At 61.4% G+C, this 15,366-nt stretch carries 17 protein-coding genes; 7 read left to right on the plus strand and 10 right to left on the minus strand.

Annotated features, from left to right (window positions below; all coding sequences use genetic code 11):
* Positions 1 to 153 precede the first annotated feature (153 nt).
* Positions 154 to 390 carry a hypothetical protein gene (locus HKK52_RS13920; protein ID WP_169371303.1) on the plus strand — a complete coding sequence of 79 codons (237 nt, stop codon included), beginning with the start codon at positions 154 to 156 and terminating at the stop codon, positions 388 to 390.
* Positions 391 to 395: 5 nt separating this feature from the next.
* Here HKK52_RS13920 and pdxH read toward each other — a convergent pair whose 3' ends face one another.
* The 5 genes from pdxH to dinG all read right to left on the minus strand — a co-directional run bounded on the left by pdxH (position 396) and on the right by dinG (position 8,442).
* The gene (gene pdxH, locus HKK52_RS13925) at positions 396 to 1,043 is read right to left on the minus strand and encodes a pyridoxamine 5'-phosphate oxidase (RefSeq protein ID WP_169371304.1); all 648 of its coding nucleotides are present in this window, start codon (positions 1,041 to 1,043) and stop codon (positions 396 to 398) included.
* A gap of 23 nt (positions 1,044 to 1,066) precedes the next feature.
* Positions 1,067 to 2,179, minus strand: coding sequence for an OmpA family protein (locus HKK52_RS13930; protein WP_169371305.1), 1,113 nt, complete (start codon positions 2,177 to 2,179; stop codon positions 1,067 to 1,069).
* Positions 2,180 to 2,291: 112 nt separating this feature from the next.
* Positions 2,292 to 3,437, minus strand: a complete 1,146-nt coding sequence (locus HKK52_RS13935) for a serine hydrolase domain-containing protein (RefSeq protein ID WP_169371306.1) — start codon at positions 3,435 to 3,437, stop codon at positions 2,292 to 2,294.
* Between the two features lie 275 nt (positions 3,438 to 3,712).
* The gene (locus HKK52_RS13940; protein ID WP_169371307.1) at positions 3,713 to 6,202 is read right to left on the minus strand and encodes a beta-agarase; all 2,490 of its coding nucleotides are present in this window, start codon (positions 6,200 to 6,202) and stop codon (positions 3,713 to 3,715) included.
* A gap of 95 nt (positions 6,203 to 6,297) precedes the next feature.
* Positions 6,298 to 8,442 carry an ATP-dependent DNA helicase DinG gene (gene dinG, locus HKK52_RS13945; protein ID WP_169371308.1) on the minus strand — a complete coding sequence of 715 codons (2,145 nt, stop codon included), beginning with the start codon at positions 8,440 to 8,442 and terminating at the stop codon, positions 6,298 to 6,300.
* A gap of 99 nt (positions 8,443 to 8,541) precedes the next feature.
* On the opposite strand from dinG, the gene HKK52_RS13950 reads away from it, so the two are divergent.
* Positions 8,542 to 9,006, plus strand: coding sequence for a CopD family protein (locus HKK52_RS13950; RefSeq protein WP_169371309.1), 465 nt, complete (start codon positions 8,542 to 8,544; stop codon positions 9,004 to 9,006).
* Positions 9,007 to 9,149: 143 nt separating this feature from the next.
* On the opposite strand, the gene HKK52_RS13955 is transcribed toward HKK52_RS13950, so the two are convergent.
* From HKK52_RS13955 to HKK52_RS13970, 4 genes are all read right to left on the minus strand, one after another.
* The gene (locus tag HKK52_RS13955; RefSeq protein ID WP_169371310.1) at positions 9,150 to 9,908 is read right to left on the minus strand and encodes a collagen-like triple helix repeat-containing protein; all 759 of its coding nucleotides are present in this window, start codon (positions 9,906 to 9,908) and stop codon (positions 9,150 to 9,152) included.
* Complete coding sequence (locus HKK52_RS13960) at positions 9,901 to 10,179, minus strand: DUF1145 domain-containing protein (RefSeq protein ID WP_169371311.1); 279 nt, start codon at positions 10,177 to 10,179, stop codon at positions 9,901 to 9,903. Before HKK52_RS13960 ends, HKK52_RS13955 begins: the two co-directional genes overlap by 8 nt.
* A gap of 150 nt (positions 10,180 to 10,329) precedes the next feature.
* Positions 10,330 to 11,052, minus strand: coding sequence for an OmpA family protein (locus tag HKK52_RS13965; RefSeq protein WP_169371312.1), 723 nt, complete (start codon positions 11,050 to 11,052; stop codon positions 10,330 to 10,332).
* A 93-nt stretch (positions 11,053 to 11,145) separates the two neighbouring features.
* Entirely contained in the window at positions 11,146 to 11,841 is a 696-nt protein-coding gene (locus tag HKK52_RS13970) for an OmpA family protein (protein ID WP_169371313.1), read from the minus strand.
* 190 nt (positions 11,842 to 12,031) lie between these two features.
* Here HKK52_RS13970 and HKK52_RS13975 point away from each other — a divergent pair, with 190 nt between their 5' ends.
* From HKK52_RS13975 to HKK52_RS13990, 4 genes are all read left to right on the plus strand, one after another.
* Positions 12,032 to 12,529, plus strand: coding sequence for a DUF6231 family protein (locus HKK52_RS13975; protein ID WP_169371314.1), 498 nt, complete (start codon positions 12,032 to 12,034; stop codon positions 12,527 to 12,529).
* 4 nt (positions 12,530 to 12,533) lie between these two features.
* Entirely contained in the window at positions 12,534 to 13,010 is a 477-nt protein-coding gene (locus HKK52_RS13980) for a YchJ family protein (RefSeq protein ID WP_169371315.1), read from the plus strand.
* A gap of 133 nt (positions 13,011 to 13,143) precedes the next feature.
* Complete coding sequence (locus HKK52_RS13985) at positions 13,144 to 13,629, plus strand: LEA type 2 family protein (RefSeq protein WP_169371316.1); 486 nt, start codon at positions 13,144 to 13,146, stop codon at positions 13,627 to 13,629.
* Positions 13,630 to 13,634: 5 nt separating this feature from the next.
* Positions 13,635 to 13,850 carry an SEC-C metal-binding domain-containing protein gene (locus tag HKK52_RS13990; RefSeq protein WP_054046981.1) on the plus strand — a complete coding sequence of 72 codons (216 nt, stop codon included), beginning with the start codon at positions 13,635 to 13,637 and terminating at the stop codon, positions 13,848 to 13,850.
* Between the two features lie 97 nt (positions 13,851 to 13,947).
* Here HKK52_RS13990 and HKK52_RS13995 read toward each other — a convergent pair whose 3' ends face one another.
* Positions 13,948 to 14,496 carry a cysteine hydrolase family protein gene (locus HKK52_RS13995; RefSeq protein ID WP_169374242.1) on the minus strand — a complete coding sequence of 183 codons (549 nt, stop codon included), beginning with the start codon at positions 14,494 to 14,496 and terminating at the stop codon, positions 13,948 to 13,950.
* A gap of 145 nt (positions 14,497 to 14,641) precedes the next feature.
* On the opposite strand from HKK52_RS13995, the gene HKK52_RS14000 reads away from it, so the two are divergent.
* A complete protein-coding gene (locus tag HKK52_RS14000; RefSeq protein WP_169371317.1) occupies positions 14,642 to 15,286 on the plus strand; it encodes a glutathione binding-like protein in 645 nt (214 codons plus the stop codon).
* The last annotated feature ends 80 nt before the right edge of the window (positions 15,287 to 15,366 follow it).

The raw sequence follows: 15,366 nt of genomic DNA on the forward strand, positions 1-15,366 counted from the left end.
AGGACAGGTGTTCATTAAACTCCGCAGCTTGACGCCTGTCACGGCATCGCCCGGATAAAATTGGTTTCATTCAGGCCCGGTACAGACACCTCTGAACTCACACCACAGTAGCGGCAATTACCAAAACCTGCGCCATTGACCCAAGGATTTTTCATGGATTACTTCATCATTGTCGTCACGACCGTGGCCGGTCTGTACTTCCACGGGTGGTTGTACGTCCGGATCAAACGCTGGATGGACCGCGATCTGGCGTTAGCCTTGGCTGGTAAGGATGAGCATAAAAAAGCCTTCATGCTCCAGCAACTGGCGAACGCTCAAGCGCAGAGAATCAAGCGTCGGGACCTGCCGCAATGGCTTGAGGCCGCTGCGGCAGGCTATCCCGGTCGGTAGACTGCTTAGGGTGCCAGACGTTCAAGAATCCAGTCGGCGTCTTGCAGGCGGTAGTTGAGGCGATCGTGCAGGCGGCTCGGACGGCCTTGCCAGAACTCGATGCGCTCGGGGAGCAAACGGTAACCGCCCCAGTGTTCCGGGCAGTGTGGCTGGGTATCGCTGAAGCGCTGCTCGGTGATTTTGAGCAATTCTTCGAGTTCACCACGATCGGCAATCACCCGGCTCTGGGGCGAAGCCCAGGCACCGAGACGGCTGCCCAGGGGGCGTACCTGAAAGTAGGCGTCGGACTCTTCGGGCGTGACCTTCACCACCCGCCCTTCAATGCGCACCTGGCGCTCCAGGGTCGGCCAGAAGAAGGTCATGGCGGCGAACGGGTTCACCGCCAGATGCTGGCCCTTGGCGCTGTCGTAGTTGGTGAAGAAGGTGAAGCCCTGAGTGTCCAGGCCCTTGAGCAGCAGAATGCGGCAATGGGGCCGACCGTCCAGATCGACGGTGGCCAGGGTCATTGCATTGGCCTCGACCGGCACCTGTTCGGTTTTCACCGCATCGGCGAACCACTGATGGAACAGCGCGAACGGCTCGGCCGGGGCTTGAGCCTCGGTCAGGCCATCACGGGTGTAGTCGCGACGCATATCAGCCAGGGCCTGGGTCATGGCACATTCCTTCTGGTTAACGATCAGTTCTTCGCAGCATCCGTAGCGACGACTTTCTTCGAGTCAGCAGCGGCTTTGGCCGGTGCAGGCTTTTTCGCCGGGGTCGCGGCTTTGGCCGGAGCTTTCTTGGCTGGAGCCTTGGCTGCGGCTTTCTTGGCGGGTGCCTTTTTCGCGGCTGGCGCAGCGGCTTTCTTGGCCGCTGGCGCCGGGGTGACAGGTTTGACTACTGGCTTGACGTCCTGGGCGGCCACCATTCTGACCGGTGCCGGCGCTGGCATGTTGTACTTGCTCAGCAACGCCACCATGGTGTTTTGCGGAGTGACCAGCAGTTCCACACGACGGTTCAAGGCACGGCCTTCATTGCTGTCGTTGGCGGCACGCGGGGCTTCGCCGCCCATGCCACGCAGCATCAGGCGATCGCGCTGCAAACCGCTGAGACGGAAGATCGCCGCCACAGCCTGGGCACGTTCCTGGCTCAATTTGACGTTGGCCGGCGCCGCGCCCGACGTATCGCTGTGACCGAGGACCAGCACCGCGGTCTTCGGATCGACTTCAAGGATTTTCGCGACGCGGCTGAACGGGCCAAGGGTGACCGGCAGCAGCATGGCCGGGCGATCCGGGTTGAACGAGCCATCCACCGGCGCCGTTACCACCAGCACGTTGTCACGGCGCTCCAGTTTCAGGTTGCTGTCCTTGATCGCGTCACGCAGGCGCGGTTCGTAATCGTCGAGCCAGGCCTGGGTCACTTTCGGATCGGGCATCGGCACGGCTTTGGCGGTGCTCTGATCTTTGCCACCGAACGGCCACCACCACTTGCCACCCGCGTCGGCGTCAGCCTTGGCGACTTCTGCCGGTTTAGCTTCAGGTTTGACGTCGGCCTTGGCGACGGGCTTATCGGCGCCATCATCGGAACCGAACGGCCAATACCAGCGGCTGCTGCTTTCAGCCTTGACCACCGGGGCGGTGATCTCCGCTTTCAGCGGATCGACCGCTGGGGCCGGGGCTTTGGCGGCGACTTTGTCGGAAGAACCGAACTGCCACCAGTGACTGGTGCCATCGGCGTCATTTTGCGGAGTTTGCGCGCAACCGGTAACGGCGAAGCACAGTGCCAGAGCAAGAGTTTTATTGGATGACATTGGATATCCACAAAATGAAGTAATAAACACAAGCCCACATCGGACCGCATAAACAGACGCTTTGAATCGAAAAAGGTAACGAGGTTCCGGTGCCAAACCTTTCAACGACGCTTTACAGACAAGTGGCAAGCACCCGTACGAGCTTCTGCGCGCGTGGATCCATCAAGACGTACGGCCCCAAGGTATTTGTCACAAAGCCGAAAGCCACGTCGTGCTCTGGGTCAGCAAAACCGATGGAACCGCCCGCGCCAGGGTGGCCGAACGCCCGTGGACCGAGGCCATACGTGGCATTCGGCACCTCCGGTTGATCGAGCATGCAACCCAGGCCAAAACGGGTCCGGGTCAGTAAAGTCTTGTCGTCGCCGAGGCTGTGTTCGCGGGTCAGCTCATCGAGCATTTCGCTTTCCAGCAGGCTGCCGTCCAGCAAACCGGCATAAAACCCGGCCAGGCTGCGGGCATTGCCGTGGCCGTTGGCGGCGGGTTGTTGCATGCGCCGCCATTCCGGTTTGTTGGTGCTGGTCATGATCGACGGCGGGTTGGTGAAGGCCCGGGTGGTCATGGCCGTCGGTTCGCGCATCGTCACTTGCAACAGGCGCTGGGCCGCGGCATCGCCGACGTTGCCCTTGCCCCGGGCGATGTGCGCCACGCGGTGAAACTCTTCGTCCGCCAGGCCGACGTGGAAGTCCAGGCCCAACGGCTTGGCCACCCGCGCGACGATGGATTCGCCAGGGCCGCGACCGTCGACACGACGCAGCAATTCGCCGACCAGCCAGCCGTAGGTGATCGCGGCATAGCCGTGGCCTTGTCCCGGCGTCCACCAGGGTTGTTCGGCGGCCAGCGCGTCGACCATGGTTTGCCAGTCATACAAGGCTTCGGGCGCCAGCAACTCGCGCAGAGCCGGCAGGCCGGCCTGATGGCAGAGCAATTGGCGCAGCGTTACGGATTCTTTGCCGGCAGCGGCAAATTCGGGCCAGTAGCGGGCCACCGGGGCATCGAGTTGCAGCTTGCCTTCGGCCACCAGTTGCAGCGCGGTGACGGCGGTGAAGGTCTTGGTGCAGGAGAACAGGTTGGCGATGGTATCGCTATGCCAGGCCTCAAGACCGTCCTTATCGGCGGTACCGGCCCAGAGGTCGAGGACGGTTTCACCGCCGACCTGGATGCACAACGCCGCGCCACGTTCCTGGGGATCGTCGAACAGTGCGGCAAAGGCCTCGCGCACCGCTTCGAACTTAAGCTCGTAATGACCCTGAATCTGCAAACGCAACTCCCCCGGATAAACGCTCTACAAAGTGGTCCGCATTGTTCCAGCCCTGGAGGGTTTTGGGAACAAGGGCGGGCTGGGCGGTGTAGCCGCCTATAGATTTTTTCGGAAAACATGTGATGTACCTGTGGCGAGGGAGCTTGCTCCCGCTCGGCTGCGAAGCAGTCGTAAAACCATTGCATGCGGTGTGTCTGAAACACCGTCGTTGCAGGTTTTGGGGCCGCTTCGCAGCCCAGCGGGAGCAAGCTCCCTCGCCACAGGGGTCTCAACTATTAATGACCATTACCCGAATGCCCGCCCGCATGCCCGGCACCCGGGCCTTTACCGGCGTCGCCTTTGCGGCCGCCCTCGGCTTCGTGGCTGGCTTTATCCGCCTCGGCCTTGGCTTTCTCGGCCTCTTTACCCAGTTGACTGACAGTCGCCAGGTTGCTTTTGCGCACGCTGTCGACAAAGCCCTGGAACGGCAGATCGGTAATGCCTACCAGGCCAAAGTGCCCGTTCTCGCCATCCAGCAAGCGCCCGGTCACCGGTTGATCGAGGTACTGGAACCAGTGCACGCCGACAATCGACGGTTCGCTCATCGCCTGTTTGAGGAAGTTGGCGTAGGCCGGGCCACGGTCTTCTTCCTTCGCCAGTTGCGTCACACCGCCCCAGAACGGGCCGCGATCCGCCGAGCCGAAGTTGAACTCGGTGATCAGCACCGGTTTATCCAGGCTGCGCAGTTTGGCGAAGTCGTAACCGTCCTGGGGTTGCAGGGTGTACATGTTGAAGCTCAACACATCGCAATACTGCGCGCAGGACTCGACGGCTTCCGGGGTGCTGATAGCGAAACGGCCACCCAGCAACAGCTGGTTCGGCGCGTGCCATTTCAGCGAATCGGAAATGGTCTTGAAGTAAGTGTCGGCGAAGACCTTCTGGAAGTATTTGAAGTCGGCTTCGATTTCCGGGTGATCGGCGCTTGGCAGTGGTGCTTCGAAGCCCGGATCCTCCATCAATTCCCAGGCTGGCAGGTCAATGCCCCAGGCTTTCGACAGGCCCGCCTGGTTGCGGTACTTGTCGCGCAATTGCTTGAGGAACGCGCGTTTGGCCGGCACGTCGGTGGTCATCTTCAACGTGCCGTAGGCCAGGGCGTAACGGGCTTTCGGGTCGTCGCCGGGGCCGGCCCAGGCCAGTTCGTTGTCGGCGAAGTAGCCGATCAACCACGGATCGTCGCGGTGATCCCGAGCCGCAATGGCCACGGCACGCTCGGTGGCCATGGCGAATCGCGGGTCGAACGGGTCAGGCATGCCGCCCCACCAGTCGGTACCGGTGCTGATGCTGGCGTAATCGCCGACGATCGACAGCGGCAAGGTGTACGGCACGCGATCCGCGTCGCCCAGCGCCGGCTCGCTCCAGTTGCCGACCGTGTTGAAGCCCCAGGCTTGCAGGCGATCCAGGGTGTGGCGGGTCCAGCGTTGTTCATCGACCACGGCTTTGCAGGGTTCGACTGCTTTGGCGACTGTGGCTTCGGTAGCGCCTGTCTTCGCTGCTTCGGCGATACCGGATTCGGCGGTGGTCGGCGCGACAGGTTGCTCCGCAGCTTTTTCCGCCGTCTGTGCCACCGCGTCAGCTTTGGCCGCTTCGGCAACGCCGGCCTTGGTTTCACTGGTCACCGCACACGGTTCACCATAGAGCCGCTGCAGGTTGGCGCCATAAAAGTCGTACCAGCGACCAACGTTGTAGGCGCGACCCTGATCGGCACCGTTGCCGCCACGGTTGTCGCCTTCGCCATAGTGGCTGGCCAGCGGTTCGTCGGGCTTTGGCAGGTTTTCAAACATCCACTCACGACCGGCGATGTAGGTTTGATCAACATCAGGGGCGACCGTATTCACGCCAAGGGAGTAGAACGGATGCCCTTCCGGCGTCACCAGATACCAGCGACCATCGCGCTTCTCGGTGCGGAAGAAGCCGCTGGCCTTGAACGCCGGGCCTTTGTTCAAGCCACCGAACTTGTCCAGGGATGATTTCTCGCGCTCGGCCAGCCAGGTTTTCAGTTGTTGCTGTTCTTTGGCGGCGGCGGATTTCAGCTGCTCGTCACTGCTGACTTTTTCCGGCCATTTGGCCCGAGTCGATTGACCGTAAGTGTCCACCAGCGCGCCATACACGGCTTTGCTCACGTCCTCGCCGTCCTGCACGCCGAAGCGTTCCAGCAGGATGCTCTGGGCAACTTTCGGCTGGTCCATCGACAAACTCACCGACACCACCTGGCTGCGATCCAGTTCACCGCTGCTGCTGGACAGCAACACGCGCTGACCGTCGACGGTCATCGGCATCGGCGGCCCGGCTTTCATGCCCTGGCTCAACGGTGAACTGGCGACCAAGGGCACCAGCAGTGTTTGCGCCGGGCCGGCCGGCAGGTCGACGCGGCTGATCAGGGTCTTGCCGTCGTTGCTCTGGATTTTCACGTAGAGGGTCACGGCCCAGTCCATGGCACTCTGGACCCGCAAGGTCATGACGCCCGACTGCGACCAGTCCCAGGCACCGGTTTGCGGGGTCAGGCGCAAGGTCGGCTGGGCTACCGGGTTGAAGGTTACCCGGCGCAGCACTTCGCCTTCGGCCGTTTGCTCGGCGTTGGATTGCGGCAGGCTGGCGTCCTGGGTCGCCACCGTGACCACATCGGCGGGGCGCACAAAGTTGAACAGCGTCTGCTGGCCCGCAGGGGCAGCCAGCAACGGCGTTGCGAACAACAGGGCAAATACAGCAGGCAACGAACGACGAATCATGAGAACGAAATTCTCCCTAACGACCAACTATGGCCAGTGGAAAAGCGATGACAGAGAGATAGACAACGCGGTGGGCAAAACTGCCCACCGGTGTATCAGGAAATTTCACGCCGGAAGGGTGGCAACGCATTGAGGATCGCTTTGCCGTAACGCTGGGTCACCAGCCGTCGGTCGAGCAAAGTGATGGTGCCGCGATCCTCTTCGGTACGCAGCAAGCGACCGCAAGCCTGGACCAGTTTCAGCGAGGCGTCCGGCACGGAGATTTCCATGAACGGATTGCCGCCCCGGGCTTCGATCCACTCGGCCAACGCGGCTTCCACCGGATCGTCCGGCACCGAGAATGGAATCTTCGCGATCACCACGTGCTCGCAATAGGCACCGGGCAAGTCGACGCCTTCGGCGAAACTCGCCAGGCCGAACAGTACGCTGGAATCCCCGCCATCGACCCGCGCCTTGTGCTTGTTCAGGGTTTCCTGTTTCGACAGGTTGCCTTGAATGAACACTTGCTTGCGCCAGTCGCGATCCAGGCCGTCGAACACGTCCTGCATCTGTTTGCGTGATGAGAACAGCACCAAAGTGCCCCGTGAGCCTTCCACCAGTGACGGCAGGTCACGAATGATCGCGGCGGTGTGGGCCGGCGCGTCACGCGGATCGGCCTTCAGGTCTGGCACCCGCAGCACGCCGGCATCGGCATGATGGAACGGGCTCGGGACCACAGCGGTGACAGCTTTTTTCGGCAGGCCGGCACGCATGCGGAAGCGGTCGAAGGTACCGAGTGCGGTCAGGGTCGCCGAGGTCACCAGCGCGCCATAGGCCACGTTCCACAGGTTGCGGCGAAGCATTTCCGCGGCAAGGATCGGGCTGGCGTTGACCTCGATGTCGAACAGCGAACCGCTTTCCGCCAGGGTCAGCCAACGGGCCATCGGCGGGTTGTCTTCCGGGTCTTCGGCGGTGAATGCGACCCACAATTCCCAGTTGCCCGAAGAACGGGACAACAGGCTGCCAAACAATGGATACCACTCTTCGGCCTGATTGCTGGCGATGCCGATGTTGACCTCGCCGTCCATGCCTTCCTTGAGCAGTTCGGTGAGGCGGGTGAACAGGTCGGTCAGGCGGGCAAAGCCCTTCTTGAGCTCGACGCCCATCTCGCGCATGTGCTCGGGGATGACCCCGGCCACGAAGCGGTGACGCGGCCGCTCACGGCCTTCGACGTCTTCGCCGGGCTTGAAATCGGCGACCTGTTCGCAGGCGGTGAACATGAACTGCTGCTGAGTCTTGATCTCGCGGGCCAACTCCGGCACCTGTTCGATCAACTTGCCCAGATCGCCCGGCAATGGATGCTGGGCCAGCAGTTTGGTGAGGTTCTTGGCGGTGGTTTCCAGCCAGTCGGCAGTGGAACGCAGGCGCGTGTAGTGGGCGAAGTGACCGATTGCCTTGTCCGGCAGGTGGTGACCTTCGTCGAACACGTAGATGGTGTCGCGCGGGTCCGGCAGCACGGCGCCGCCGCCCAGGGCCAGGTCGGCCAGGACCATGTCGTGGTTGGTGACGATCACGTCAACCTTGCCCATGCCTTCGCGGGCCTTGTAGAAGGCGCACTGGCCAAAGTTGGGGCAATGACGGTTGGTGCACTGGCTGTGATCGGTGGTCAGGCGCGCCCAGTCGGCGTCTTCGAGGGCGGTGGACCAACTGTCGCGGTCGCCATCCCACTTATTGCCGGCGAGTTTTTCGATCATGCTGGTGAACAGCTTCTGGCTGGCCTCATCGACCTCGATCTTGAAGCCTTCTTCTTCGAACAACTGCGCGGTGGCGGTTTGTGCGTGACCTTCCTGGAGCAACATGTCGAGCTTGGACAAGCACATGTAGCGTCCACGGCCCTTGGCCAGGGCGAAGCTGAAATTCAGCCCGCTGTTGCGCATCAGGTCGGGCAAATCCTTGAACACGATCTGCTCTTGCAGGGCGATCGTGGCTGTGGCGATCACCAGGCGTTTGCCGGCAGCCTTCGCCGTCGGAATCGCCGCCAGGCTGTAGGCCACGGTTTTACCGGTACCGGTGCCGGCTTCCACCGCGACAATCGCGGGGTCTCCACTGCGCCGGCCTTCGTCGTCGGTGTCGATGTCACCGAGGACTTTGGCAATTTCGGCGATCATCAGGCGTTGGCCGTAACGCGGCTTGAGGCTCTTGGCTTCAAGAAAACGCGTGTAGGCGCCCTGGATCGTGGTTTTGAGTTCGGTGCTGATCATGGATTGTCGGGCGCAAAAAACGCTGGATAAATTTTCAGTGGTTTCGGATGGCGGCTATCATACCGCGCTAATTAATCCCGCGCAGAACGGAGTACCTCAATGACCGTGTTTAGCCTGTTATATACCCTGCATGTCCTGTCCGCCCTGGTGTGGGTGGGCGGCATGTTTTTCGCCTGGATGGTCCTGCGCCCGGCGGCGATGAAGGCCTTGGAAGGCCCTGGCCGGTTGAAGCTGTGGGTAGAAGTGTTTCAAGGTTTTTTCCGCTGGGTCTGGGTCGCGGTGGTGCTTTTGCCGATCAGCGGCGTAGGCATGATTCACCTGCAGTTCGCCGGGTTTGAAATGGCGCCGCGTTATGTGCAGGTGATGATGGGCTTGTACGTGGTGATGACCGCGCTGTTTATCCGGATTCAGGCGTTGTTGCTACCGGAATTGCGTACGGCGGTGGACGCGCAGGATTGGCCGGCAGGTGCGGCGGCGCTGGGGAAGATTCGCAAGTTGGTGGGGATCAATCTGATTGTCGGGATGGTGTTGGTGGCGATTGCGGCGGCGCGGCCGATGTTCTAACAGCTTCGCGGGCAAGCCTCGCTCCTACAGATGATCGTCCCACGCTCTGCGTGGGAATGCCTCAAGGGACGCTCCGCGTCCAGTGACGCAGAGCGTCACGGGCTGTATTCCCACGCAGAGCGTGGGAACAATCAGTAACGGCATTACAACCGCTGAACCGTCACCACCCCCGCCGCGCCGGCAGGCCCTGGCTGACCATCAACGCCTGGACGCCCGCTCTTGCCGCCATCGGCCTTGTACACCAGGCAACCCTTGGCCTTGCCGCCCGCGCCCGGTTTACCACCAGGGCCGGCCAAGCCACCAGCACCGCCGGCGACCTGGACCTTGATCTGCTCCACCGGGTAATCACGCGGCACTTCCAGGCGCACCAGCGCACCCGCCGCCCCTGGCTGACCGTCGCTGCCATTGCTGCCGTCAAACCCGCGACCAGCCTGGCCCCAAGTGCAGCCCGGCTCCTCGCCGTTGGCGCCATCCAGGCCAACGAACCCCGGCGCCCCTGCACCACCGCGCGCGTCCACGGTCAATGTCGGTGCGCTCAGCGCTTTGATCTGCAAGTTCAGGTTACGCCCGGAGCGCGCAGCCTTGAGGTAAGTTCCCGGTGCACCGCGCGCGGTGATCAGGCTGCCTTCGGACAACTCGGCGCGGCTGACTTTCAATTCCAGCGCCTGTTCGCCGGGCACGATGGCGATCCGCGCGTCACGCCCCAGGTGCAATTCGCCGACCGTCACTTCAGTAACGTTCGAGGGAATCAGCAGGGTGCCGTAATCGGCGACTTCAAGTTTTTCCAGCTGCAAGGAGCTGGCCGTGTTGGGCAAGCGCATCAGCGAGTTGGTTTCGACGCTCACCACTTGGGCACAGGCGAGTGGGCTGATGAATGTAGCGAGCAGACAGAGTTTACGCATGGGAAGCCCCTGGTACGGCCGGGGCCGGAATGGTTTGCAGGTGGAAAACGCCAAAGAACAGAATCTTCAAGCGATCACGCCATGGGTGGGCGCGGCCTCTGAGGCTGCGGTAGCACAGCAGAGCTTCCAGAAAATGGATGACCGCCAGCAGCGCCCCGGCCATGTTGACCAGCAGGTGCAGCGGATTGATAAACGGGATCAGCAGATTGACCAGCACCACCAACCAGAACAGCAGGGTCAACAGCTTCCCCAGCCCCCAAAACACCTTCATACGCTCCCCCGTTGAGAATTATTCTTTGAGCGCACAGTAACGGCTTCCGCAAGGGATGCGCCAGTGGGCAAGAGAAAATTCATCCAGACGGCCGCCGGATTCGCGACTTTGGTCACCCGGCGGCTCTAGATCGAGGCTCTACGTCATGCGTCAGCGGTTGATGTGCAATTCCACACGTCGGTTTTGCGCCCGCCCTTCTTCCGTTTCGTTATCGGCCACTGGCTGGCTTTCGCCCTTGCCCTCGCTGGTGAGTTTGTTGGGCGCCAGGCCCTGGCTCAACAGGTAGGCAGCCACGCTGCTGGCGCGACGTTCCGACAAAGCCTGGTTATAGGCATCCGAACCTTTGCTGTCGGTATGGCCCACCACCTTGATGCTGACCACGTCGGCGTTCTGCAACTTCGCCATCAGCGCATCCAGTTGGCTGCGGGCGGCTGGCGTCAGGTCGGATTTGTCGAAAGCGAACAGCACGTTGCCGGCGTCGCTCAGGGTGATGACTTCGGAGACCGGTGCCGGTTCTACGGGTTTGACGCTGACCGGGTATTGCGGCAACGGGCAACCGCGATGATCGACCGGGGTATTTTCCGGTGTATCCGGGCAACGATCGCGGCGGTCGAAGACCCCGTCGCTGTCTTCGTCGCCATCCTGGGCGTAGCAGATCAAGCCGCCGGTCAAGATACCGAGCGCCGCACCACCGGCCGCCCAACCGCCACTTTCGATAGCGCCCAGGCCACCGCCGACCAGGCCGCCAATGACGCTGCAGATCGGCCAGGTACGTTGATTCAGGGGGGCAGTGCCATCGCTGTGAGTGGCGCAACCGGTCAACAGGCTGCCAAGCAGCAGAACCGGCAAGACGGTCCTTGTGAGAACGCTCATTTGTGAATGCTCCTGTGTTACCGGCCCATACCGGTTACACAGGAGTAAAGACCCGCATCCGCGACTGCACAAGCCGCGGAGCGGATGGGGCTTTTAACGCTCGATTTTGATTTCGGTGCGACGGTTCAGCGCGCGACCGTCAGCGGTTTTGTTATCGGCCACTGGCTGGCTTTCGCCGGCACCGGTTACCGAGACGAAGCTGCTGCGTGGCACGCCATCGTGGATCAGGTATTCCACCACCGAATGCGCACGTTTATCCGACAGTTTCTGGTTGTAGGCATCGCTGCCCACGCTGTCGGTGTGGCCGGTCACGGTCAGGCGTGCGGTGGACGATTCCTGTTTCAGGCGGGTGGCGACTTTGTCGAGCACCTCTTTATCGGAAGGCGTGAGCGTGGCTTTGTCGAACTGGAAGTGCACATCGCGGATCACGATGGTTTCTTCCTTGACCACGACGACTTCCTCAACCACTGGCGCAGGGACGGGAGGTGGGCAGCCGTCAGCATCGACCTGCACGCCTTTAGGCGTACCCGGGCACTTGTCGCGGCTGTCTGGCACGCCATCGCCGTCTTCGTCGCCATCACCGTGTACCCAGCAATAGGCCGCCGCCATGCCGCCGACGAACAGCGCACCGCCGCCAGCCCAGGATGCACTTTCCGTCGCACCCAGCCCCGCACCGACGACACCACCGAGTGCCGCACAGGTCGGCCAGTCGGTTTTCTGCAAACCTGCGCAACCAGTCAACACACTGGTTAGCAGAACCAAGGGTAATGCTGTCCGAACTATGCTCATCTAGTTTTCTCCTGAGGGATCGGCTTAAAACCGATTCAGGGAGTAAAGACTGGAGTTTTAATCTCCGCCAGCAATAGGCCATTGGCGTTTCGCCCCGTATTCACGGCAGATCGGCACTTTTGCCGCACAGTGGCTCTAGGCCCGAACGGTGGGGCAGGCTAGTCTTGGCAGCTCTGATTGAGGATCTTCGATGATTGCAGGTATTTCTTCGCGCACGCCCCAGCAGGCGTTGGCCGCTTTGCTTGACCGCTACGCCCCCGCGCGCCTGTTGCTGATTGGCGCCAGCCAGTTCCCGGCGCTGGAGGCTTTCAAGCTCGCGCACCCGGACAGTTGCGTCGCCCATGCCGCGCCCGGGCCATTGCCGGCGGAGCTGGCGGCGCGGCGTTTTGACCTGGCGCTGGTGGTCGATTGCCTGGAGCACTTGCCCAAGCGCGATGGCCTGAATTTGCTGGGCGGCATCCGCAACCTCAACGCCAGCCGCATCGCGGTATTGGCCGACTTGCCGGCCAGCGGTTGGCAGGAAACCGACTTTTTCTCCCTGGCCCTGCAAGCCAGCGAACGCTTCCAGCGCGACGAACAGGTGCTGACCTTGTTCACCTATGATCTGCTTGACTATAAACAGGTGCCCGACTGGCTCAACGCGCGGTTCTGGGCCAATCCGGAAAACTTCGGGAAATATTGGTGGTAACGCAATGAGTACATCCATTTGCCCTTGCGGCAGCGGCACGCTGCTCGATGCCTGCTGCGGTCATTACCATGCCGGCCACCCGGCCCCTTGCGCCGAAGCGTTGATGCGTTCGCGCTACAGCGCCTACGTGCTGGGGTTGGTGGATTATCTGGTGGCGACCACCCTGCCCGCCCAGCAGGCCGGCCTGGATCGTCAGTCCATCAGCGACTGGAGCGCCCAAAGCACCTGGCTGGGCCTTGAGGTAGAAAGCTCCGAGGTGTTTGGCGGGCAACCGGAACACGCCTTCGTGACCTTCACCGCACGCTGGCACGATGGGGCCGGCGAACACAGCCACCGTGAGCGCTCCTCGTTCGTGCAGAACACCGGCCACTGGTACTTCATCGACCCGACCGTGCAGCTCAAGGCCGGACGCAACGACGCCTGCCCGTGCGCGAGCGGGCAGAAATACAAGAAGTGTTGTGCGGGGTATTTCGGCGCATGAGGCTCTTTGTAGAAGCAAGGCTTGCCCGCGAAGAACGATAACGCGGTCTTTCTGATAGTCCGCGTTATCGTTCATCGCGGGCAAGCCTTGCTCCTACAGGGGCTAGACTGGGATTCAAGGGAGAAATATCACCATGACCCGTCAGCCCCGCTTCTTACATCTGCTCACCTTGCTCGCGATCCTGAGCCTGGGCGGCTGTGCATCATGGTTCAGCGACGACGAACCGGAACCCCAAGTGCATCTGGCCAAGGTCGAGGTGGTACGGGCCAAACTGCTGGAACAGAAATTCATCCTGCACTTTCGCGTCGACAACCCCAACGACAGTGACCTGACCGTGCGCGGCCTGGAATACCGCATTCATCTGGGCGACATGTTGCTGACCGAGGGCGAGCACGAACACTGGTTCACCGTCGGCCCCAAGCGCAGCGCCTATTTCAAGGTACCGATCCGCACCAACCTGTGGCCCAAGGTACGGGACCTGGTGAAAATGCTGAAAAGTCCCAAGCAACCCATCCCCTATCGCCTCGAAGGTGAACTGGAAACCGGTCTATTCATCGCGCACTACGTGCACCTGGCGCGTAATGGCGTGATAATCCCCGCCGATTTAATTCCGGAGTAGCCCCGATGACCCAGCAACCTCATGTCCATGGCCCTGACTGCAACCACGATCACGACGATCATGCCCACGATCACCATGATCACGACCATGGCCATGTCCACGGCCCGAACTGCGGCCACGCCCATCAGGAACCGGTGCGCAACGCCCTGAAAGACGTCGGCCGCAACGACCCTTGCCCATGTGGCAACGGCAAAAAATTCAAGAAGTGCCACGGCGCGTAAAGCGTTGATGCCTGTAGGAGCGAGGCTTGCCCGCGAAGAACGATGACGCGGCTTGCCTGAAAGACCGAGGCGTCCCATTCGCGGGCAAGCCTCGCTCCTACAGGATCTCTGCGGTGCTGATGACGGTGGCGTACTCGCCGTGCAAATTCCCCAGCGACATGGCATGAACCTCCTCGGCTGAATGGGGGTTGCCGAAAAAATCAGCCTTGTCGAAGGTAAAGCACGCATCCTCCACCACCCACGCTTCAAACCCCAGGTTCCCGGCCGTTCGCGCCGTGGATTCCACCGAGTTGTTGGTCGCCACGCCAACGATGATCAATTGCTCGATCCCCGCCTCACGCAAGCTCGCCTCCAGCGCCGTCGCACAAAACGCATCCGGCACGTGTTTCTGAATCAGTCGTTCACCGGCCATTGGCTGGAACCGCTCCTGGAACTCCACCCCCGATTGCTGCGGCCAGAACACTGAATCCGCTGAACGGGACAGGTGCTGCACGTGAATCACCGGCCGCGCGGTGCGTCGCCAGTGCGCCAGCAACTCGACGATTCGCTCCTCGGCCTGAAGATTGTTACGACGCCCCAACCTGGGCTCCAAGATGCCTTTCTGTTGATCGATGATGATCAGCGCCGCGTTGGTCTTGAGCTCCATGCTGACTTTTCTCATGCCGGGTCATTGAATTTCAGGCAGTTCAGCATCACCTCTTCCTACAGGCAAGCTCTGCGGTGCAAACAGGACGACCTGATGTGAGCGGTTGCTGTCCGTACCCAACGACGTCTATTTTCTGGAGCACTCCATGATCGACCTGTATTACTGGACCACCCCCAACGGCCACAAAATCTCGATTTTCCTCGAGGAGGCCGGTCTCAAGTACGACGTGCACCCGATCAACATCAGCCAGAACGATCAGTTCAAGCCTGAATTCCTGAAGATTTCCCCGAACAACAAAATCCCGGCGATCGTCGATCACGAGCCGGCCGATGGCGGCGAGCCGCTGCCGTTGTTCGAGTCCGGGGCGATTTTGCTGTACCTCGCCGAGAAAACCGGCAAGTTCCTGCCCAAGGACCTGCGCGGGCGCCAGCAAGCGTTGCAATGGCTGTTCTGGCAGATGGGCGGTTTGGGACCGATGGCCGGGCAGAATCATCACTTCAGTCAGTTCGCCCCGGAAAAAATCCCTTACGCGATCAAACGCTACATCGACGAAACCGCCCGCCTCTACGGCGTGCTCGACAAGCAACTGGCGAACAATGAATTCGTCGCCGGCCACGAGTACAGCATTGCCGACATGGCGATCTACCCGTGGATCGTCTCCCACAAGTGGCAGAGCCAGAACCTCGAAGACTTCCCCAACGTGCTGCGCTGGTTCACCCACATCCAGAACCGTCCGGCGACGGTGAAGGCGTATGCCTTGGCGGCGAAGGTCAATCCACCGAAATCCTGAGACCGACGCGATGATCGTTCCCACGCTCTGCGTGGGAATGCCTCAACGGACGCTCTGCGTTCGGCTTTTGGATGGGACGC

The sequence above is a fragment of the Pseudomonas sp. ADAK2 genome (assembly GCF_012935755.1).
Taxonomy (GTDB): domain Bacteria; phylum Pseudomonadota; class Gammaproteobacteria; order Pseudomonadales; family Pseudomonadaceae; genus Aquipseudomonas.

Bases quoted from the DNA above. Each gene is read 5' to 3' on its own strand.
- HKK52_RS13920 (WP_169371303.1), top strand. From the start codon at position 154: ATGGATTACTTCATCATTGTCGTCACGACCGTGGCCGGTCTGTACTTC.
- pdxH (WP_169371304.1), bottom strand. From the start codon at position 1,043: ATGACCCAGGCCCTGGCTGATATGCGTCGCGACTACACCCGTGATGGC.
- HKK52_RS13930 (WP_169371305.1), bottom strand. From the start codon at position 2,179: ATGTCATCCAATAAAACTCTTGCTCTGGCACTGTGCTTCGCCGTTACC.
- HKK52_RS13965 (WP_169371312.1), bottom strand. From the start codon at position 11,052: ATGAGCGTTCTCACAAGGACCGTCTTGCCGGTTCTGCTGCTTGGCAGC.
- HKK52_RS13940 (WP_169371307.1), bottom strand. From the start codon at position 6,202: ATGATTCGTCGTTCGTTGCCTGCTGTATTTGCCCTGTTGTTCGCAACG.
- HKK52_RS13975 (WP_169371314.1), top strand. From the start codon at position 12,032: ATGATTGCAGGTATTTCTTCGCGCACGCCCCAGCAGGCGTTGGCCGCT.
- HKK52_RS13970 (WP_169371313.1), bottom strand. From the start codon at position 11,841: ATGAGCATAGTTCGGACAGCATTACCCTTGGTTCTGCTAACCAGTGTG.
- HKK52_RS13955 (WP_169371310.1), bottom strand. From the start codon at position 9,908: ATGCGTAAACTCTGTCTGCTCGCTACATTCATCAGCCCACTCGCCTGT.
- HKK52_RS13985 (WP_169371316.1), top strand. From the start codon at position 13,144: ATGACCCGTCAGCCCCGCTTCTTACATCTGCTCACCTTGCTCGCGATC.
- HKK52_RS13950 (WP_169371309.1), top strand. From the start codon at position 8,542: ATGACCGTGTTTAGCCTGTTATATACCCTGCATGTCCTGTCCGCCCTG.
- HKK52_RS14000 (WP_169371317.1), top strand. From the start codon at position 14,642: ATGATCGACCTGTATTACTGGACCACCCCCAACGGCCACAAAATCTCG.
- HKK52_RS13980 (WP_169371315.1), top strand. From the start codon at position 12,534: ATGAGTACATCCATTTGCCCTTGCGGCAGCGGCACGCTGCTCGATGCC.
- HKK52_RS13960 (WP_169371311.1), bottom strand. From the start codon at position 10,179: ATGAAGGTGTTTTGGGGGCTGGGGAAGCTGTTGACCCTGCTGTTCTGG.
- dinG (WP_169371308.1), bottom strand. From the start codon at position 8,442: ATGATCAGCACCGAACTCAAAACCACGATCCAGGGCGCCTACACGCGT.
- HKK52_RS13990 (WP_054046981.1), top strand. From the start codon at position 13,635: ATGACCCAGCAACCTCATGTCCATGGCCCTGACTGCAACCACGATCAC.
- HKK52_RS13995 (WP_169374242.1), bottom strand. From the start codon at position 14,496: ATGGAGCTCAAGACCAACGCGGCGCTGATCATCATCGATCAACAGAAA.